This window comes from Dyadobacter sp. CY261 (assembly GCF_021440085.1).
Taxonomy (GTDB): Bacteria; Bacteroidota; Bacteroidia; order Cytophagales; family Spirosomataceae; genus Dyadobacter.
The window spans coordinates 484,300-505,991 of the sequence record NZ_JAKCPW010000003.1; the positions used below are offsets into that span (position 1 = coordinate 484,300).

15 protein-coding genes are annotated in these 21,692 nt (G+C 50.7%); 9 read left to right on the top strand and 6 right to left on the bottom strand.

The window, feature by feature from the left end:
* Nucleotides 1–32 precede the first annotated feature (32 nt).
* Nucleotides 33–1,583 (bottom strand): alkaline phosphatase family protein, encoded by a 1,551-nt coding sequence (locus LZD49_RS12000; RefSeq protein WP_234667591.1) that lies wholly within the window; start codon nucleotides 1,581–1,583, stop codon nucleotides 33–35.
* An 11-nt stretch (nucleotides 1,584–1,594) separates the two neighbouring features.
* Nucleotides 1,595–2,398, bottom strand: a complete 804-nt coding sequence (locus LZD49_RS12005; RefSeq protein ID WP_234667592.1) for a hypothetical protein — start codon at nucleotides 2,396–2,398, stop codon at nucleotides 1,595–1,597.
* Between the two features lie 280 nt (nucleotides 2,399–2,678).
* On the opposite strand from LZD49_RS12005, the gene LZD49_RS12010 reads away from it, so the two are divergent.
* The gene (locus tag LZD49_RS12010) at nucleotides 2,679–5,039 is read left to right on the top strand and encodes a hypothetical protein (RefSeq protein ID WP_234667593.1); all 2,361 of its coding nucleotides are present in this window, start codon (nucleotides 2,679–2,681) and stop codon (nucleotides 5,037–5,039) included.
* Nucleotides 5,040–5,048: 9 nt separating this feature from the next.
* Here LZD49_RS12010 and LZD49_RS12015 read toward each other — a convergent pair whose 3' ends face one another.
* Genes LZD49_RS12015 through LZD49_RS12030 form a run of 4 tightly spaced genes read right to left on the bottom strand, consistent with a single transcriptional unit; the run spans nucleotide 5,049 to nucleotide 11,492 of the window.
* Nucleotides 5,049–6,254 carry an ROK family transcriptional regulator gene (locus LZD49_RS12015; protein ID WP_234667594.1) on the bottom strand — a complete coding sequence of 402 codons (1,206 nt, stop codon included), beginning with the start codon at nucleotides 6,252–6,254 and terminating at the stop codon, nucleotides 5,049–5,051.
* 30 nt (nucleotides 6,255–6,284) lie between these two features.
* A complete protein-coding gene (locus LZD49_RS12020) occupies nucleotides 6,285–7,514 on the bottom strand; it encodes a sugar MFS transporter (protein WP_234667595.1) in 1,230 nt (409 codons plus the stop codon).
* 2 nt (nucleotides 7,515–7,516) lie between these two features.
* Complete coding sequence (locus LZD49_RS12025) at nucleotides 7,517–8,731, bottom strand: AGE family epimerase/isomerase (RefSeq protein ID WP_234667596.1); 1,215 nt, start codon at nucleotides 8,729–8,731, stop codon at nucleotides 7,517–7,519.
* 52 nt (nucleotides 8,732–8,783) lie between these two features.
* Nucleotides 8,784–11,492, bottom strand: a complete 2,709-nt coding sequence (locus LZD49_RS12030; RefSeq protein ID WP_234667597.1) for a PQQ-dependent sugar dehydrogenase — start codon at nucleotides 11,490–11,492, stop codon at nucleotides 8,784–8,786.
* Nucleotides 11,493–11,711: 219 nt separating this feature from the next.
* Between LZD49_RS12030 and LZD49_RS12035 the strand changes: the two genes are divergently transcribed.
* From LZD49_RS12035 to hemN, 8 genes are all read left to right on the top strand, one after another.
* Nucleotides 11,712–14,156 carry a heavy metal translocating P-type ATPase metal-binding domain-containing protein gene (locus LZD49_RS12035; RefSeq protein ID WP_234667598.1) on the top strand — a complete coding sequence of 815 codons (2,445 nt, stop codon included), beginning with the start codon at nucleotides 11,712–11,714 and terminating at the stop codon, nucleotides 14,154–14,156.
* 95 nt (nucleotides 14,157–14,251) lie between these two features.
* A complete protein-coding gene (gene ccoS / locus LZD49_RS12040) occupies nucleotides 14,252–14,410 on the top strand; it encodes a cbb3-type cytochrome oxidase assembly protein CcoS (protein ID WP_234667599.1) in 159 nt (52 codons plus the stop codon).
* A 45-nt stretch (nucleotides 14,411–14,455) separates the two neighbouring features.
* Entirely contained in the window at nucleotides 14,456–16,600 is a 2,145-nt protein-coding gene (gene ccoN, locus LZD49_RS12045) for a cytochrome-c oxidase, cbb3-type subunit I (protein WP_234667600.1), read from the top strand.
* 28 nt (nucleotides 16,601–16,628) lie between these two features.
* A complete protein-coding gene (locus LZD49_RS12050) occupies nucleotides 16,629–17,651 on the top strand; it encodes a cbb3-type cytochrome c oxidase N-terminal domain-containing protein (protein WP_234667601.1) in 1,023 nt (340 codons plus the stop codon).
* A gap of 7 nt (nucleotides 17,652–17,658) precedes the next feature.
* Nucleotides 17,659–19,008, top strand: coding sequence for a cytochrome c oxidase accessory protein CcoG (ccoG, locus tag LZD49_RS12055; protein ID WP_234667602.1), 1,350 nt, complete (start codon nucleotides 17,659–17,661; stop codon nucleotides 19,006–19,008).
* A gap of 24 nt (nucleotides 19,009–19,032) precedes the next feature.
* Entirely contained in the window at nucleotides 19,033–19,491 is a 459-nt protein-coding gene (locus tag LZD49_RS12060) for a FixH family protein (protein WP_234667603.1), read from the top strand.
* Complete coding sequence (locus LZD49_RS12065) at nucleotides 19,488–20,186, top strand: sulfite exporter TauE/SafE family protein (RefSeq protein WP_234667604.1); 699 nt, start codon at nucleotides 19,488–19,490, stop codon at nucleotides 20,184–20,186. Before LZD49_RS12060 ends, LZD49_RS12065 begins: the two co-directional genes overlap by 4 nt.
* Before the next feature lie 97 nt (nucleotides 20,187–20,283).
* Nucleotides 20,284–21,648 (top strand): oxygen-independent coproporphyrinogen III oxidase, encoded by a 1,365-nt coding sequence (gene hemN / locus LZD49_RS12070; RefSeq protein ID WP_234667605.1) that lies wholly within the window; start codon nucleotides 20,284–20,286, stop codon nucleotides 21,646–21,648.
* Nucleotides 21,649–21,692: the final 44 nt, after the last annotated feature.

Here is a 21,692-nt window from a genome sequence, read left to right on the forward strand (position 1 = left end):
AGTTTGTAGATTTATTTTAGTCAAACCGGCCCTTACCGTGCTGGTGTTCTGTCAGTTTTGGCATAGTCAAAATACCATCTGGAATCCAATACAGATATTTCGGCGGACAATTGGTAGGTCCCCCATGGATACTCCGCAACGGCGCGGACCATACGCTTTTTGAACTTAGGTACCGGCCTTCTCATTTTCCTCATGGGATAATCCCGGAAAAGCTCATGAATAACCCGGCCATTCCCACCTACCGGATTTGGCAAGCCATATATTGACAAGATAGAAGGCATAATATCCACGTTCGAAGTCGGGAAAGTGGTGGTGTCGCCGCTACGGATATAGGGCCCTGACGCGAGCAACGCAATATTGATCTCATAAGGGCTTGAACCGCCGTGACCTGCCACGCCGCCGGAAAAATCGGTTCCCGCATAACCTTTGTCATTCTTCGAGTCATTCCAGTTTGGAGCTACTAAAATATCTCCGGAGCGTTTTGGATGGTCGTAATGAATTGCATGGAACGAAAGCGTTCCTTTTACCCAACCTTGCATATCGCCCTTTTTCCTACTTTTGGTAAAAACAGCCCCTACCCATTCTTCCTTATGCAACGCTGCCACAATAGAACGAATGGTTTTCGGATCGTGGCCTTTCACATAGATTGCGCCTTCTGCCACCACCACGTCGTCCGATTCTTTGTCTTTTTTAAAACCCTGTTTGATCAGGAAGTCGGCCAATCCTTGTTTTCCGGTGTGTGTAACAAAGCCATGATCGGTCGAAATGATCACATTATAGCGTTCGCCCGCCCCTTTCGCGTTTAGTACATCCATAATCCGGCCAAACTGCCCGTCGACATATTTGATCGCGTCCACTGCCTGCTGCGAGCCAATACCATGTTCATGCGCCGCACCGTCCGGGTCCGAGAACCAGATCGCGCTCACGAGTGGTCCGTCTTTTACTAGTCCGTATTTCAGAAGCGCGTCGGTGATCCATTTGTGCCTGCCGAAATCCTCATCGGATCCTTGGGCAACTAGCCCTATCTCGTCAAACACGCGCTTCTTGAATGATTCAGGTAAAATCAAATCGGGATTGACTACCGCTCCATTCACGGTATGATTTTGTAAAAAAGCCTGTCCGGTTGTCCCGGAGCTGAAAACCATCATTTTCTGGCCTGCATCTGCCAACACTTCGCCAAGCGATTTGGCAGTGAGTAACGGACCGGATGTTGCTGCGGGTATTTTGCTCAAATCTCCATAACCGGTTCCAATCGCCTTGTTACCTGCCACTTCCGGGACGAAAATCGAGTTACCGAGTAACCCGTGGGTGCCAGGGTAAGAACCTGTTGCATAAGAGGCTGAATTTACGCGTGTCACGGTCGGGAACACGCTGTGATGGTTTTTGCCCCATGCCGCCGTTTTTTTGAATGCAAACAGGTTCGGCATTTGCTCTTCGGTAATGTAATCAGGCCTGAGACCGTCGAAAAAAATGATCAGCGTTTTGACTTCAAAGCGGTGGTTTACTTTCCTGGTCGTATCCTGCGCGCTAACAATGCCTGCGGAAGTAAGGAGAATGGCAATCAGTAGGAGTCGGAACTTCATGTTTACAAAGGTTAGCGGATTTCAGAAACAGTGACAGTGTGTTTGCTACGCTGGATGCCATACAACAATGCCTTTCCCGGCACCGCGCGGTCGATGGCGATCCCCTGACCTTCTATCGGCGCCGGAAGCGTGCGTATATATTCAAGCGTGTAGCCCGATTTCGGCAGTTTTAAAACGTACACCTCGGCGCGGTCGTGACCGGTACAATATAACAGTCCATCGGCACCCCATGCCCCGCCAGAATTACTTTTAGGTGTAAACAAATCGATCAGATTTTTCGGAAATACCCATGCCTCCACCTGCCGCCACTCCATATCGTACTTCACCAGCGATGTCCACCGCACATCCCGCCCCTCGCTCGACTCCTTCCCCGCATAATGCGCGAAGCCAATAAACCAATGCCCATCTTTCTGATCCAGCCAGGTTAGCGACCCATGCTGGGCAATGCCAAAACTATGTGTATCAACGTGCGTGAGCGTTTTTACATCAAAAATCTCTACCGAACTCGTCATCGGTATTTCAGGATAATTTGAATTCGCGCAATACAACCGTCCTTCGATCACCACCCCGCTGTTCAAATGCACAATGCCTTCTTTCGCACCGTCCCAGGTCGCTACTATCTTGCCATTGGCCTTGCTATGCTTGGTAATCGTGCTGTTGTTGATCACGTAAAAATACTGCGCATCCACTGCTACGGCCTGTTTGGCTTCCTTTACATCGAATTCCTTCGCCGGTAACAATATCTGCGCAAAACCTGTTTGCGAAAACAAAAACAGCAAGAAAGTACAGATTAACAGCGATTTGAGACGCGACATAGGGTTACAAATGTTTTCAAATGCTAAAAGTAGGGAAATGGCGTGTTTTCTACTTTACCTGAGTGTTATTCCGAAGCTTGATCATTGGAACCTACCCATATGAAATCGTCTGCGATGATCGGGATCGTTACTAATCACAACCCTCACCACGATTTGATCCGGAATGCACTTACAGGTATTCCTTGCTCGGACAACCAGTCGCTAGCCCAAGTCACCTCAAATACAGTATAACAGACACAACACCGAACTTGTACTTGTTATGCATTCCCCAATCCGCTTTATGCAAAAAGTTAACTTCCTGTTATCATGTACAATCCTGCTTATCTCAGCTACCTCATTGCAGTGCAAGGCGCAAGCTGTTGACCTGAAAAATGCATCTCTTATCATTTCCGCAAGCATTCCGTCACCTATGAGGGAAACAGCTCCGGAGGTGCTATCGCAGGAGATTTCGAAACGGACGGGCATAACGCTCAAAAACGTAGCTGCCTGGCCAAAAGGGAATGTACCTGTAATTGCTTTGGCACTGGCATCAGATAAAACTTTATTAATCCGAAACGTCCCCGCCAGTAATGGCAATGGACCCGAATCCAAGCCCGAAGGCTACCGCATCGTGACGGAGACGAATGGTAATTCCAAAACCATCTGGATTATTGGCGCCGATACGCGAGGAGTACTGTTCGGCGCTGGATATTTGCTGCGGCATTTGAAAATGAGCAAGTCTTTTATGGGCAAGCCGCTTTTGGAACTGGCTGGTCCGGTGAATGTAGCTTCGTCGCCCGCTTACGCTATCCGCGGACACCAACTCGGGTATCGCTCGACCGCGAATACGTACGATGCCTGGTCGGTGGCGCAGTTTGATCAGTATATCCGTGAACTCGCCATTTTTGGCAGCAATGCAGTAGAAGGTATTCCGTTTCACGAAGACGATAAGCCTAGTCCGCATTTCAAAATACCGGCGGCACAAATGCGCATCAAAATGAGCGGGATTTGCCAAAAGTATGACATGGACTACTGGGTATGGACCCCAGGTACCTTTGAACTGAAAGATGAGGCCAAACGCAAAGCGGAGCTAGACCTACACGAGCAATTTTACAAAGAATGTCCCCGCCTCGACCACATTTTCTTCCCAGGTGGTGACCCCGGTGACAATCATCCGTCGGAAGTACTGCCGTTCCTGAAAGAGCTTCAGTCAAAACTCATCAAATACCATCCCAAGGCCAAAATGTGGATTTCGCTGCAAGGCTTCGATACCGAGCAGATCGATTATTTTTACAAATACCTTGAAACGGAAAAACCAACCTGGCTCCAAGGTGTGGTATCCGGTCCCGGGAGCCCGCCCATAGCCGAAACACGTTACCGCCTGCCCAAGCAATACCAGCACCGCCAGTACCCCGACATCACGCATCAGGTCCGCTGCGAGTTTCCGGTGGAAAAATTTGATCAGGCATATGCATTGACGCTCGGACGGGAGTCGGTGAACCCGCGGCCGAATGCATTTGCCAAGATCCACGCGAAATATGCCCCGTTTACCGATGGCTTTGTGTCCTATTCCGACGGCAGCCACGACGACGTTAACAAAGTATTATGGAGCATGCGCGGCTGGGATCCCCAATTGGATGTGCATAGTATTTTAGAAGAATATTCGAATTTTTTCTTCAACCCTATGGCTGCTTCAACTGTCGCCAGCGGCATTGAAGGCTTGGAGCAAAACTGGAAAGGGCCACTAGCTGAAAATGGCGGTATAGAGATGACTTATCTGAACTGGCGAATACTTGAAAGAGTAGAAGAAACATTGACAGACAACTGGCGATGGCAAATGCTCGTTTTCAGGGCCTATTATGACCAATACACCCGACTGCGCCTGATCCGCGAACAGCGATTGGAAAAACAGGCAAACGAGGTTCTCGCCACGGCCAACCAAACTAATTTGCAGCAAGTCATGGACTCCGCGATGATTATTGTGAATAACAATCGCGCAGCACCGATCGAAAAAGACATCTGGAAACACCTCGACGTGCTTAGCGAAGCAATGTACAGTTCCATTGGATTTCAAACGAGTTCTAAACACAAACCCCGCAGCCCGGAGCGTGGCGTTGTGATGGATTTCGTAGACTATCCGCTCAACAACCGCTGGTGGCTGGCCGATGAGTTCGACAAAATCAAAAAAATGGATTCTCCCGAAAAACAGCTGGAAAGATTAAAAATGATTGCATTCTGGGAAAATCCGGGCATGGGAAGTTACTATGATGATATTTCGAGCGTCGCTAAGGGGCCAAGGGTGAAAACGATCTCGGATGATGCTACCGATGTGGCCTGGTGGGATAATGGTATGAGCCGTAAACGCTTGTCGACCCAGCTTTTCCAGCGCGAACCCGAGCTTGATTATGAAAATCTCGACCCGCATGGGCGTTACATCATACGCGTAGCAGGCGAAGGCGATGCGCTCCTGCGTGTGGATGGTCACCGCCTTTCCCCGACGGTTTACAACAAGGAGCCAGAGACATTCAAAGAATGGATAGTGCCATTGTCGCTCACGCGGGATGGAAAAATATCAGTGACTTTCGATGGGCCTGAGGAATCGCAACTCAATTGGCGGAAACAATCCAAGATTTCTGATATATGGTTATTGAAACAGCATTAAGACCGAACCTTAATCGTGAATACCTAAAAACCGGTTCCGAACCAGCAGGCATGCACCTAGCAACCCGGCATCCTCACCTAATTTGGAATGCACCAGTCGTGTGTCGTTGTTGACAAGGCTCAGGGAGTATTTGTTAATAGCAGTTTTAATGGGTAAACCAATATAGTCGCCGGTCGCGAGGAGGCTGCCTCCCAGGATAACCAGTTCTGGATTGAAGACGTTGATCAACGAGGCAATGCCCCTGCCAAGGTTATCACCCAACTGCGCGATGAGTTCAATGGCAAGGACGTCGTCGGCAATGGCCGCCTCTATAATGTCGTCCATGGTAATGCGATCGGGATCGGGGATTTTCTGGGTTATTAGCGAGGACGAACCTTCACGGATCTTTTCGCGGAACATTCTTTCCAGCGCCCAACCGGCCGCTTCGGTTTCGAGGCAGCCCTTCTTGCCACAGCGACAAATGTGTTCATTGTTAAAAACAGGCATGTGCCCAAATTCGCCCGCGTAGCCCGATTTGCCATAATACAGCTTGCCGTCCATCAGGATTCCGACGGCAATGCCGTAATCGAGGTTCAGGAAAAGCACATTTTGCTCTTTCTCCACAGCTCCCAGACAAAATTCACCATAAGCCATTGCGCGTGTATCGTTTTCAAGAAAAACCGGATACCCAATTTTTTCCTCCACGATCTCACTTAATGGCCGGTCGTCAAAATGGAAATAGCTGTAACTGTGGCCCGTCAGATAATTGACACGGCCTGAAAGGTTGACACCCACGCCTTTGATCCGGTCCTTTGAAACCGACAAGCCTTCGATAAACGCTCCAATATGCATACAAAGCGCGTCCCGCGATTCGAGGGTATTGGCCAGGGCATAAGGCAATGCACCTGAATGCACAATGAGCGTTTTGTCGAGATTCAGAAGCCCTATTGTAACATGACTTTGCTTTACATCGACACCGATAAAATATGCAGCTTCCGGCGCTACGCCGTACAGGTTCGGCTTGCGCCCGCCCGAAGATTCAATTTTACCATAATCGCTCACAAACCCCTCATTTCGCAGTTCACTGACTAGTACCGTCACCTTTGGTACGCTGATATTCAACTGCTTACCAAGCTCCGGTAACGTCATGCCGCCATGATTGGCCAAATACCCCAGGACGATTTGTGCCGGATCTTTGGTTTTGTAGTTGGCTGCAACACGTAGCGGTCTGCTCATAGGAGGTTCAAGACAAATGGGGCAGCAAAATTAAGCTTTACTTTGTTTATACCCATTTAAACCAAAAAACAGGATGAAAAGATAGCATACCAATGGCATCAGAAAGGCAATCTGCCAGTTGTAATGATCGATGAGCCAGCCTTGCAGATAGGACACCACTGCCCCGCCGACGATGGCCGTTGAAAGCCAGCCCGATGCCCGGGTCGCATATCGTTCCAGGCCTGCCACGGAAAGCGAAAAGATGGTAGCAAACATGATGGAATTGCACAAACCGACCGCGATCATACTCCATACCGCCAACATGCCGCTGGTCGAAACCGATAGCAGGATCAATGCAACAGCCGCTGTTGCGCAAACGCTTAATACAACCGGCGGACGTACAACTTTCAGAATGCCTGCGCCGACGAACCTGCCTACCAGCATGCTTCCCCAGTAAAATGCGACTAAAGTATTGGCTTTGTTTTCGTCAATCCCTGCTGTGTCGGCAATGTAATTGGTTAGAAAAGAGCCAATCGACACCTCCGCACCCACGTAACAAAACAATGCGACAACTCCGAAACGAAGGTTTCTGAAACTGAATATGCCGGTCTCTTGCTTCGCCGCTTCTCCAACTTCCGTTACTGGCACGGGTAATTTCAATCGACTCACCACTACCGCAATTAAAATAAGCAATGCCGTAATGCCAAGATACGGAACCCGCACTGCATCACTGGATTGAGCCAGCTGACCGGCTTTTGAAAGAATTAACCATCCACCTAAAAGCGGTGCAACAGTTGTTCCCAACGATCCTACGGCCTGAATAAGATTGAACCGCGAGGAAGCCGTTTTCGCCGGCCCAAGCATGGTAATGTATGGATTTGCGGCAACCTGCAACAATACGATGCCGATCGCCAGAATGAACAATGCAGCCAGAAACAGATAATACTGGTGCATCAGCGACGCCGGAAAAAACAAGAAAGTACCCACTGCCGCCACGGCGAAGCCTGCGACCATACTCTGCTTGAAACCCAATTTCCCTACAATCGCCCCGGCGGGAATGGACATTACACCATAAGTGGCGAAAAAATAGAACTGCACCAGCGCCGATTGCGTGTAATTAAGCTGAAAACTGTTCTTGAAAAAAGGCACGAGCGTGTCGTTCAGACAGGTGATAAGGCCCATCATAAAATACAAAACCGCGAGCGTCGCAAGGGCGGGTCGGTAGCTTTGGCCCTCCGCAATGCCCGCAGGCTGACCGGAAGCAACAGGTATCTGTGCCATAATCAGACGTTTACAGATGATTTTACCTGAATCGCTTCCAATGTTTTCCAGCATTGGTAAAGTCCGCGTGGAACGTGAAAGCACCCTTTCCATTTGCCGCCCTTCAATGTGACCAGCGGCTCACCCTGGCGGTTGAGATAGCCAAACCACTCCCCATATTCGGGATCGGGGAAATGGCTCCATGTGTACGCATGCATGCGTTCGAACCACTGCGCGCACCGCTCGTCACCCGTGTGCAGGTAACCTTTTAGTAGCGTAATGAGCGTTTCCATATGCACCCACCAGAGTTTCTGGTCCCATTCGAGCTGCTGGGGCGGGTTGCCTTTTACATCCATGAAATAGAAAATACCGCCATGCTCCTTGTCCCAGCCGTATTCGATCAGTTGAATGGCAATGTCCACCGCCCGCTGCGCCAGCTTTTGATCCGAAGTCCGTTGGGCAAGATCCATAATAAACCACATCGCTTCGAGCCCGTGCCCGGGATTGACCAGCCTGCCTTCGAACGAATCCGAAAACGAGCCGTCCGGACTGATGTTTTCGAGGATTACTCCCAGCTCAGGCCGGTAAAACTTGTTCATCACAGTGTCGATCCCGCGCTCGATCACCTGGTTCACCAGTGCCGGATCCAATAGCGACTCTATTTCCAGCACCAGGTTACAAAGGATCATCGGCAGTGCAAAACTTTCCAGCGGCCGCGCGCCCGGTACGGCTTTGCTGTAAACGCCCTTTGGGTTATCCTGATTTTTTAAGATATTCTCAAACGTATCTGCCGCAATGGCCTTGAACTCCGCATTGCCGGTTGCATTGTACAACTGGCCAAATGCCATGGTGGCAAAACAATCCGAGAATATACTGTGTGGCTGCATGAGTGGGTTACCGTGGCGGTCTAATGAAAAATACCAGCCGTTGGCACTATTCTCATTAGCGCGAACGTCCCGTTCGTGCCGCCGCCCGTGCTTTTGTAAAAATGTAGCCCCCGAAAGTGCCATATCGAGCCAATCCTGCCGCTTTTCGACTTGGTTATAAAACATGGCAAAGCACCATACCTGCCGGCACTGGAGCCACATAAACTTATCGGTATCAAAAACCTTCCCCTCACGGTCGAGGCAGGTAAAAAAACCACCCGATTCGCGGTCAGGCGAGTTTTTCATCCAGAAAGGGATCACATCGTTTAACAGCGCGTGGCGGTACTGGTCAATATACTTCTCGGGTTGCATGAAAGGTTTGGTTTCGGTTTCAGGAATAGTACTGATCGTGGGTTATGCAAGGTCAGGGATTAAGATCGTTTTCGAAATACATCCAGTCGATATGGAACATCGGCGCTTTGATCTTTTCATTTTTGAAAACCAAATAAAGATCATGAACCCCAATGGCACTGTTTACTGGCAGTAAAACCTCTTTCCACCCGATTTTCAGATCCTCCAAACGGCCATCTGTAATATCCACCTTGCCCAGCAGCATGCCATCCCGCGCGTCCTGCCTCAGCTCAATCGTCCCTCCTGCACCATGCTCCTGAATGCGGAAACGGATGTTTTTGATATGGGTTAAGTCAATTTGATTGAAACGGGTGTATTTGCCATTCGTGATGTTGGAAATGTAGGAAACAAAACCCGTGTTCTGCGTAGCCACCACCACGCCCACATTGCCTTCCTGATAGTCCTCCATCTGGATCAGCGGGTTTCGCAGCACAATGTGCGTTGCCATTTTCTGCGGCCCGATGCCGTTTGCACCCTTATCCGTATACGAAGCCAGCAATACATAAGCGCCTTCATTGCCTTTTCCGACATGTTCGGTCAGCTTTACTTGTGCTGTCAGCGGCGTCCGGGAACTGGTTTTGCTTAATGATAAAATATAGCCGGCGATTTCCTTCGCATCTTTTTCGGGCAAATCGGCATGCGGGGGCATCGGGTAAGAACCCCACGTGCCGCTCCCGCCGGTAATGATCTTACGTGCCAGCATATCGGCCACGTCGGGTTTACCTTCGTATCGCTTCGAAATAGCCTTCAATGCCGGTCCGATAGACTTGGTTTCCATCGTGTGGCACGCTTTGCAATCGAGCGAGGAGTACAGTTTGGCCGTGGCGGCATACCGGATATTCTCCCCTTCCGAACCCGACAATGCCCCGGCCAAATCTTTTCCAAATGCCAGGTAATTGAACCCTGCATGGATTTTGGAAGGCTCGATTTTACCGTCTTCCTTATCTGTAACCGTGATTTTGTAATCAAAAGGAACATTGTCCCAATAAAAACTGCGGTTCGCTTTGGTCAAAATTTTCACATCGGGAGGTGTGTTACCGATCTTGAATTCGGTGGTTGCCGTACCCCTTCCCCCATGCTGGTCTGACACGCTGAGGACTACATTATAAATGCCTGGTTTTGTGAATGTATGTTTGATCTCCTCGCTGACCAGCTTCTTCGCTCCTATTTTCCATTCATAGGTTAGCTGATCACCTTCATCGTAATCCTTCGAGCCCTTCGCCGAAAGTGTGACCGTAAATGGCGCGGCTCCGATAGTCTTGGAAGTTGACACCGTCGCGATCGGGTTGCGGTTGCCCTCGGCATATTCCACCCGGATAATGCCAGAGTCGGTATTGCGGGCAAACCAGTTAGTACCGTAGGCCAACAGATAAATGGCACCGTCGGGCGCAATCTGCATATCGATCGGCGCGACGACTTTCAGTTGCGGCAGAAACGGCTCCATGCGCGCGTAATTACCGTTTGCGTCCATTGTCACGGCCATAATCCATTTACGGATCCATTCAAAAATGAACAATTTGCCATTGTAGTACTCCGGCAGTTTGTAAGGCGCATTGGGGTACAGATCACTGTAATACACCGGCCCGGCCATAGCACTGGCCCCACCTTTGCCAACGAGCGGATATTTTTTGGATGGTCCCTTCCCGTACCAGATCCATGCGGGTTGTGCAGGCGGCAGCTCACGGACGCCCGTATTGTGCGGCGAATCGTTGACCGGCTTTTGCGGGTCTTTGCCAGGACCTTCTTTCTTGGTAGCAAAATCATAATCCGGAAATACTTCGTTATCGCCGAGGAAATAGGGATAACCAAAGAAACCAGGCTTCCTGGCCTGATTGATCTCATCGTAACTCATCTTGCCTTCGCTTCCCGGCACTTCGGTATCCGGGCCAACGTCGCCCCAATACAAATATTTGGTCTTCGGATCGACGGAAATGCGGAACGGATTGCGAACACCCATCACGTAAATTTCAGGCTTGCCTTGTGAGCCGTCTTTGGGAAAAAGGTTTCCATCCGGAATGCTATAAGTACCATCCGGCTCCGGCTTAATGCGCAGGATTTTGCCGCGAAAATCATTGCTATTGGCCGTCGCCGCCTGATCATCCGAAAGCTCACGGCCAGGCCGTTCGTCGATGGGCGTATGTCCTTCGATTTCCTCAGCATTGGTATTATCACCGATTGATAAATAAAGTAATCCGTCCGAAAACGTGATATAACCCGCCGAATGGCAGCAATACTTCCGCTGGGTTGGCACTTCCAGCAACACTTTTTTGGAATCCCGGACCAGGCTTTGTCCTTTCAGCTCGAACCGCGCCAGTTGACTGATACTTTTCTCACCACCTAGTCCATAATAAAAGTAAATCCAGTTGTTGTTCTTGAAATCCGGATCGACGGCCACTCCAAGCAATCCATCTTCGATCCCGCTGAAAACGTTAAGTTGAGCGACGGTCGAAAGCTCTTTGGTGGCGTTATTGAAATAACGCACAGCTCCTTTTCGCTCGGCTACGACGACGTCGTAGTTAGGCAGTATCGCCATTTCCATCGGCTCGTCGAGACCCGACACCAATTTGGTGTAAGTAAACCGGCTCGAATCCGGCCCCTCCGACATGCTTGTTATATGCACCGAACGGGCATTGTCCACTTCCCGAAACAATGCAGTGTCATGCCGGGCCACAGAAGCTACGCAGAGCCCCGCGGCGAGTAGAAGTCCGAAAGAAGATTTCATTTTTTTCACCTGATAAACTTAATAAAGTAAATTATTAAATAATCAAGAATTAAAAAAACAATTTTCAATTTTATTGATCTATGTCCGTCGACTTAAGTCGACGGCAGGTGGGGCCTTGCTTACAACACTGACCAAAGTCAGTTTTCCCGCCTCCCCGCCGTCATCTGTTCCGCTGGTCATTTGCTACAATTTTGAGCAAAGGTTAACCATACCATGACCATGAACATATTGACGCCCCCCGAGGCTATTCCCGATACACGGCACGTTTGCTACCACTGCGGCGAGGATTGCCGCGATGAGGTACTGCATTCCGACGCCCATGATTTTTGCTGCGAAGGCTGTATGACGGTGTACGGCCTGCTGAAAGACAGTGACCTTTGCCAATATTACGCCATCGAAGGCGCGCAGGGCATTTCACCCGACTCTTCATTTTACAAAGGCAAATACGACCACCTCGATCTGCCGGAGGTTTATGGTAGCATGATCGAATTCACGGATGGTCGCCTGACCACCGTTTACTGGTACCTCCCCAAAATGCATTGCAGCTCGTGCATCTGGCTGCTCGAACACCTTTACAGGCTCAATCCGGCGGTGCGGAGTTCTGTGGTCAATTTCCCTGAGAAAAAAGTCAGGATCACTTTTAATGCCACGGCTCTGCGCCTGAGCGAGCTGGCGGCATTGCTGACGGGGATCGGGTATGAACCCTACCTGAGCATGGATGACCTTTCGGGCAAAAAGGCCAATAAATGGAACCGCACGCGTCTCTACAAGATCGGTATCGCGGGCTTTGCATTCGGGAACATCATGATGCTCAGCTTTCCTGAATATTTTCATTTAGGCCAAAATACATCGGACCAGAACCTGCGGACACTTTTCGGTGCGCTCAACCTGGCATTGAGCCTACCGGTGCTGTTTTATTGCGCGGCGGATTTCTACAAATCGGCCTGGTCGGCGCTGAAAGGGCGGTATTTGAATATCGACGCACCTATTGCCCTGGCATTGAGCTGCGTTTTCCTGATCAGCCTATATCAGTTGGCGACACAAACCGGTCCCGGTTACCTCGATTCCTTTGCCGGAGCGGTATTTTTCATGTTGGTTGGCCGTTATTTTCAGGATAAAACCTATGCGGGCGTTTCGTTCGACCGTGATTACAAATCCTATTTCCCCATTGCGATTTCTATCCTGGATAATGGCCAGGAAACCCGCAAACCCATTACCGACCTGCAGAAAGGCGACCGGATGCTGGTCCGCAACGAGGAACTCATCCCGGCCGACGCTGTGCTACAAAGCCCGGTCGCGATGATCGATTACAGTTTTGTTTCCGGCGAATCGCAGCCTATCGAAAGACGCAAGGGCGATACCATTTACGCCGGTGGCAAGCAGAAAGGCACCGCGATCGAGTTGGAGGTGCTGCGCGAAACTTCGCAAAGCTACCTAACCCAACTTTGGAACGACGAGGCATTTACACACGAGAAGGATGATGCCAACAAATCCCTCGCCGCACGTATTAACCGCTACTTTTCACTCACCGTGCTCGGTATTGCAGCGGTTACGTTTCTGATATGGTTTTTTGTATTTAAAAATCCCGAAACTGCATTCCTCGCATTCACCACTACCCTGCTCGTAGCCTGCCCCTGCGCATTACTGCTTTCATCAACATTCACGAACGGGAACCTGTTGAGCGTTTTCAGTCGCAATCGTTTCTACCCGAAAAATGCGCACAGCATTGAAAGACTGGCACAAATCAACGCGGTGGTTTTTGACAAAACAGGCACCATTACCTTGCCCGACGATGCCGAAATCAATTTTACAGGTGCCCCTTCGACGCGGGAAGAGCTGGTGATGACCAAATCGCTGGTAGGACAATCCTCGCATCCGCTGAGCCGGTTGCTGGCAAAGCATTTGGCAGATGTTCCGGCCAGCCGGCGCGTGCTGAGTGGATTTTCTGAAATCAGCGGCAAAGGAATGATGGCTCAATGGGGCCTGCGGACTGTAAAGGCAGGCTCTGCTAGCTGGGTCGGTGCAAATGCTGCCGAAAATCCCGAACAACAATCGAGCCGCGTGTATGTGGCGATTGATGACATTGTGAAAGGATATTTCACGATCCGCAGCAAATACCGGCCCGAGTTACCGGAAACGCTTGCCACATTACGCAAGGCGGGCATTCGCACCTACCTGCTTTCCGGCGACCGGCCTACCGACCTTGACGTGCTCAACCCGCTTTTCGGCCAGAATGCATTGCTTTTATTTAACCAAAAACCCGAACAAAAACTGGATTTCGTCCGCGACCTTCAACAGAAGGGCAGCCACGTACTCATGGTCGGCGACGGGCTGAACGACGCCGGGGCATTGCGCCAGAGCGATGTCGGGCTGGCCGTTTCCGACGATATCAACAACTTTTCGCCTTCTTGTGATGCGATTGTAGAAGGCAGTCAGCTCAGCTTACTGCCCGGTTATATTTCCCTCGCACGCAGTGGCCAGCGCATTATCCGGCAGAGCTTTGCCATTTCATTAATCTACAACATCCTGGGCTTGTCGTTCGCGGTCACAGGGCACCTGTCGCCGGTCATTGCGGCGATTCTGATGCCGGTCAGCTCCATCACCATTGTGGCTTTTACGACGCTCGCGAGTAATGCGGCAGCCAAACGATACCTGAAAAACTGACCAATGTCATAAACCGGACTTAGTGGTTGTCATGCTTTGCCAGCCATGCCACAGGTAGTTTTGACCTATCAAAATCACCTAACTCGATCCTCATCATGAGCGCATTATATCTGCTGATCATCGCCAGTTTGCTGGTGGCGCTGGGATTCCTGGGCGCGTTTATCTGGTCGGTCCGGAAGGGGCATTATGACGACGATTACACGCCTTCGGTGCGCATCCTGCTGGATGATTCCGAAAAGAACACCGCTAACTGACGCCACTCACCTGAACTGATTTTTACCATTTATCTCCACCAAGTTATGTCAAACGTTCCCCATCCCGACCTCGCCTCTGTTGAGTTGGATGAATTTCAATATGACAACCGCATTGTCCGGGACTTCGCCATCGCTACCATCCTCTTTGGGCTCATTGGCATGCTTGTGGGCTTGCTCGCCGCATTGCAGCTGGTTTTTCCGAACCTGAATTTCGACCTGCCGTTCCTGACATTCAGCCGCATCAGGCCGTTGCACACCAACGCAGTGATCTTTGCATTTGTCGGAAACGGCTTTTTCACCGGTTTGTATTACTCCGTTCCGCGCGTGCTGCGTACGCCCATCTGGAGTCCTGTCCTGAGCCGCTTCCATTTCTGGGCATGGCAGGCCATTATCCTTGGTGCGGCCATTTCTCTGCCAATGGGTTTCACTACTTCCAAAGAATACGCGGAGCTGGAATGGCCTTTCGACATCGCGATCGCGGTGGTGTGGGTTTCCGCACTGGTCAATATTATCATGACGACCATCAACCGCCGCGTGGAGCACATTTATGCCGCCGTGTGGTTCTACATTGCCTCATTCGTGACCGTCGCGATGCTTCACGTGGTCAACAGCATCGAGCTGCCGATCTCTTTCATGAAAAGTTACTCGGTATATGCAGGCGTGCAGGACGCGCTGGTGCAATGGTGGTACGGACATAATGCCGTGGCATTCTTTCTTACAACCCCGTATTTGGGTTTGATGTATTACTTTTTGCCCAAAGCAGCCAATCGGCCCATTTATTCATACAGGCTCTCCATTGTGCACTTTTGGGCGCTGATCTTCCTGTACATCTGGGCCGGCCCGCACCATTTGCTGTATACCGCATTGCCAGAATGGGCGCAGACGCTCGGTACCGTGTTCTCGGTAATGCTCATCGCGCCGTCGTGGGGTGGTATGATGAACGGACTGATGACATTGCGCGGCGCCTGGGACAAGGTTCGCGAAGACGTGGTACTGAAATTCATGGTGGTGGCGATTACCGCTTACGGTATGGCTACCTTCGAAGGACCGATGCTTTCACTCAAAAACGTGAACGCCATTGCCCACTACACCGACTGGATCGTGGCACACGTGCACGTGGGTGCGCTGGGCTGGAACGGCTTCCTCACTTTTGGCATTTTGTACTGGCTTTTCCCCCGCCTATATAACCGACCGTTATACTCCACCAAAGCCGCCAACTTCCACTTCTGGATCGGTACGTTGGGTATTCTCTTTTATACTATCCCAATGTATTGGGCTGGCTGGGTGCAAAGCTCGATGTGGAAGGAGTTTACGCAGGAAGGGCTTTTGAAATACCCTAACTTCCTTGAAACCGTCACGGCCCTTAAACCGCTCTATTTCCTCCGTAGTGTAGGTGGCACATTGTACCTGGTTGGTTTTGTAGTAATGATCTACAATCTCTGGATGACCGCCCTGAAAGGCAAGCTCGTACCCACCGAAACCGCCAAAGCCATGCCGCTGAATGCCATCTGGCACGCTGAGAAAAGCGAATACTGGCACCGCCGCCTCCTGGAACGCAAGCCATTGGCATTGACAATCTTCTCTCTAGTAGCCGTCGCGATCGGCGGGATGATCGAAATGATCCCGACATTCCTGGTCGAATCCAATGTGCCTACCATTGCCAGCGTGAAGCCTTACACGCCATTGGAATTGCAGGGGCGGGATATTTACGTCCGTGAGGGCTGCTATGTGTGCCATACCCAGATGATCCGTCCGTTCCGGTCCGAGATTGAGCGTTTTGGGGAGTATTCCAAATCGGGCGAGTTTGTGTATGACCACCCGCACCAATGGGGCTCCAAACGCACCGGCCCTGATTTACACCGCATAGGCGGCAAATACCCCGACTCCTGGCATTACAACCACATGGAAGATCCTACCTCCATGTCGCCCAGTTCCATTATGCCGCGCTATGGCTGGCTACTCGAAAATGATCTGGATACGGCCACGACGAAAGCTAAAATCAAGGCGATGCAAACATTGGGTGTGCCTTATGAAAAAGGGTACGAGCATCAGGCCAATGCGGATCTCGTGAAACAGGAAAAGGAAATCCAGGAACGCTTGAAGCAAAGCGGCATCAAAACCGCCGCCAACAAAGAGATCATCGCCCTGATCGCCTACATGCAAAGAATGGGAACTGATATTAGAAAATGAGTGAATGAGTCATTCAAAATTAACCTCTATGAAATTCCGGAATTACCTCGAAACCATCGCTGGGGTCGGCATTTACCCCCTCATATCCTTGCTGATTTTCTTTGTCTTCTTCGTCGGCCTGCTCATTTATGTGTGGGGTTTAGATCAAAAGAAGCTTGACAAAATGAGCAGCATTCCCTTAAATGACGGCATTAGCGGGAAAGCATTGCTGTCGTTGATTACCCTCGCTTGTTTCGCATTACCCGCATCAGCCCAGGAAACGACCGAAAAAATACGCGCTGTGAGCGAACTGGATTTGATCCTTTATGTGGTGCTGGCTGCATTGGTTTTCATCATTATCCAGCTGGCAATCCTGCTCACGTCGGCGATGCATGTGTTGAACAAAACGGCGCAGGCGTCCAAGGCCGAGCCTACGCACGTTTTCAGCGCGCATTGGTGGAAAAAATTCAGGGGCATTGGCGTCGCATTGCATGACGAAAAGCAAATCCTGATCGACGGCCACGACTACGACGGCATTCAGGAGCTCGACAACCGTATGCCGCCCTGGCTGCAATTTTTGTTCTATACGACCATCTTCTTCGCGGTGGTTTACGCCGCGGTGTATTTCGGCGGGATAGGCGATTTGCAGATCGCCGAGCTCGACAAGGAAATTGCCATCGCGGAAGCCGACAAAAAAGCATATATGGAAAAAGTAGGCGCGAGCATGGACGAAAACTCCGTAACGCTGCTTACCGAAAAGGTAGGCGTGGAAGCTGGAATGAAAATCTTCCAGGAAAAATGTACCGCCTGTCACGGGACCGAGGGCGGCGGCTCAGTAGGCCCTAACCTCACCGATGATTATTGGTTGCACGGCGGAGGCATTCATGATGTGTTCAAAGTGATCAAATATGGTGTACCTGAAAAGGGAATGATCTCCTGGGAAAAACAACTCTCCCCCACCGACATCCAGAAGGTAGCAAGTTTTGTGCTCTCCCTCAAAGGCACCAAACCCACTAATGCCAAAGAGCCGCAAGGCGACCTGGTAAGCGATGCGACAGTGGCCACGAAATAAGTAAATTATGAAAGCGAATACTGAAACACGGCCCCTTTATCCGCAACGCCCCATGGGCAAATGGCATAACCGCCGTGTGGCATTCAGCACAGCCATCATAGCGCTGCTGTTCGTCGTTCCGTTCATCCGGATCGACGGGCAGCAGCTCGTGTTGCTGAATGTGCTGGAAAGAAAATTCATCATTTTCGGTGTTTTCATCGGCCCACAGGATTACTGGTTGTTCGGGCTTTCGATGCTATCCTTCTTTGTGTTTATCGTCCTATTCACGACGGTTTTCGGCCGGTTATGGTGTGGCTGGGCTTGTCCGCAGACGGTTTTCATGGAAATGGTTTTCCGTAAAATCGAATATGCCATCGAAGGCGACGCCGGGAAACAGAAACTACTTGACAAAGCACCATGGACATCGGACAAAATCCTGAAAAAGGGTTTGAAATACACCCTTTTCCTCATTGTCTCTTTCGCCATTGCCAACCTGCTACTGGCTTATGTATTGGGGGTTGATGAATTGTACAAAATCATTTCCGAACCCATTCAGGACCACATTGGCCTCTTTTCCGGTATTATTATTTTCACGGCCATATTCTACTGGAACTTCGCGTGGCTGCGTGAGCAGGCGTGCACGGTCGTATGCCCCTACGGACGCCTGCAAAGTGTGTTACTCGATCGTAACTCCATTAATGTAGCCTACGACTACGAACGCGGCGAGCCGAGAGGCAAGTTGCACAAGGGAACACACCGCCCGGAAGGTGATTGTGTCAACTGTTTCCAATGTGTGTCTGTGTGTCCTACCGGCATCGACATCCGCAACGGTACTCAAATGGAATGCGTGAATTGCACGGCATGCATTGATGCCTGCGATACAATAATGGACAAGGTTGGATTTGACAAAGGCCTGATCCGCTATACTTCTGAAAACGCTATTGTTAAAAAGACTACGAAAGTGATCACTCCGCGCACCTGGGGTTATGCGGCAGTGCTCGTGCTGCTCTGGTCGGCATTAGGCTTTGTGGTAGCAACGCGCACCGACACCCAGACCACTCTCTTCCGTGCACCGGGCAGCCGCTACATCGAGAATGCCGACGGTACGGTCAGCAACCTCTATACCTTCAAAATATTTAATAAAACCAACAAAACCATAGTACCCTCCATCAGCCTCGACGCCCCGCACGGAAAGCTTCTGTTCGCCGGGTCACCGGACCTGACGCTAGAAGCTGCGGGGATGTCCGAGGGAACCGTGTTTGTGATCATCCAGAAATCAGAACTGAAAAGCCGTAAAACTGTGCTGAAACTATCGGTTTCACAGGGGAACCAGCGGCTCGAAAGCTTTGAAACTACTTTCATTGCGCCTGAGGAATAATGTATTAATCTGTTTTAAAACACTATGAAAATCAACTGGAAAGCCCTAATTGCCGCTGTGTACGTCAGCTTTGTTTCGATGATCCTCGTGCTCGTTAGCATGAGTGCGGGGCAGAAAATCGACCTTGCGTCGGAAGATTATTATGAAGAAGAACTCAAATTCCAGGGCAAGATCGACAAAACGCAACGCGCCTCGCAACTCACCGAACCATTGTCGTGGACGGTCGCGGACAGTGGCTTGCAGATCCATTATCCGTCCACATTCGCAGATTCGGCTATTTCGGGTAAAATCAGCCTGTATTGCCCTTCCGACGACCGCAATGACCGCCAGTTTAGCATTCATTCAAGCTATCACGAACAGACAATCGCATTGTCCCAAATCCCCGTCGGCCGTTATAAAATTCAGGTCGACTGGAAAGGCGGCACCGAAACTTACTGGAATGAAGGCGTGGTCGTGATCGGAAACAAAACACGTTGGCCATGATTACCGCGCTACCTTACCTCGCTCTGACCATGGGACTGGTCAGCAGTTTTCATTGCGTAGGTATGTGCGGGCCTATCGCGCTCGCATTGCCTGTGCACAAGGGCACACGCGCACAGCAGATAACAGGCATACTGGCCTATAACGCGGGACGTGCGCTTACTTATGCAACGTTTGGAATACTCATAGGGACACTGGGCGCTTCGCTCGCGTGGCTGGGCGTACTCCGCTACGCATCCGTGGTGGTAGGCGTAACGATGCTAGGTTATGTGGTCTGGCCTGCCGGGTTGGGAGAGCGGCTGCATATGCCAATGTTCTGGCAAAAAGCCATCGGCCGGGCGAAGCAAAAAATGGGCTTATACCTCAAAAAAAACGATTTACCCAGTATGCTCCTGCTGGGAATACTGAATGGTGCGATCCCCTGCGGCATGGTGTATATAGCACTGATGAGCTCCATTTCCACCGGAAGTTCCTGGGGCGGCGCGGTGTTTATGGCACTTTTCGGACTTGGTACGATGCCTGCCATGCTTGCTTTGGGCATTGCACGCCAACAATTCACACCTGCATTGCGGACGCGCATACGTAAGCTGACGCCTCTACTGGTGGCGATCGCAGGTATCTGGCTCGTCGTGCGCGGCGTGATGACCACCTACCCAGATCATTCCAAGGAATCCGCAGGCATTACTACCTGCCGCTAACGACCCCGAAAGTCTGTTTTTTACATGACAAACATCATGTTTTTCACCTGCGCTCCTGGGTAGTTTTGATTGATCATCTACATCAAAACTTTGACCAATGGACAAGGACCTGCTATTCAAATATAACATTCCGGGACCGCGCTACACGAGCTACCCGACCGTTCCGTACTGGCAGAAAACACCGCCCCCCATTCGCGAATGGAAAGAAATGGTGCAGGATGCATTCAGGGTTTCCAACCAGAAGGAAGGGATCAGCTTATACATTCACCTGCCCTTCTGCGAGAGCTTATGCACCTATTGTGGTTGCAATACGCGCATTACGGTCAATCATGCCGTTGAGAACAAATATATCCAGGCTGTTTTGAAGGAGTGGAAGATGTATTGTGAGCTGTTTGGGAACGAAAAACCGGTGATCCGGGAATTGCACCTTGGCGGCGGAACGCCTACGTTTTTCAGTCCGGCCAATCTGGTGAAACTGGTCAAAGGTTTGTTGGGAAATGTCCTGGTGCATGTGGACGCCCGTTTTGGATTTGAGGCGCATCCGGGAAATACAACGGATGATCATCTGGAAGCATTGTACTCGGTGGGGTTTCGGAGAATCAGCATTGGTGTGCAGGATTTCAACCCGGTGGTGCTGGCGATGATCAACCGGCACCAGACTTACGAACAGGTCCGCCACCTTACATTAAAAGCCCGTGAAATAGGCTATACGTCCGTGAACTATGATATTGTTTACGGCCTGCCGCAGCAGAAAAATTGCTCGATGATGCAAACCATGCTGCGTGTGATCCAGCTCAAACCCGACCGCATTGCTTTTTACAGCTATGCCCATGTGCCCTGGATCAAACCGGGCCAGCGCAGCTACACCGAAAAAGATTTGCCCGACGCCGATCACAAAATGGCAATCTACGAAACCGGTCGCAACGCATTGGAACTGGCGGGCTACGAAGATATCGGTATGGACCATTTTGCACTCAAGACCGACGACCTCTTTAAAGCGGCCATCCAGGAACGCCTCCACCGAAATTTTATGGGTTATACCGACACCCGCACGCAGCTTTTGATCGGTCTTGGCGCCTCTTCGATTTCCGACTCCTGGCGGGGTTATGCGCAGAATGAGAAGAAAGTGGAAGATTATTACAAAAGGCTCGCCGCCGACGAATTCCCCATATTCCGTGGCCACGAGCTCAGCCGCGAAGACCTGATCCTGAGAAAGCACATTCTCCGCCTGATGACCAGCTTTGAGACTTCCTGGGCCGGCACTTCGGAAGTTTGCATGGAAGTTTACCAGGCCCTCGAACGGCTCTCCGAGATGGAATTTGACGGGTTGGTCGAAGTAGAACCTTTCCGACTGAGGATCACGGAGAAAGGCAAGGCATTTGTCCGTAATGTCTGCATGGCATTCGACGCCCGTCTGTGGTCTGATTTGCCACAAACCACATTATTCAGCCAAACAGTTTAGTCATGAATTCTTGCGGTGTTCACCTGTGTCCTGTACTTTGGTAT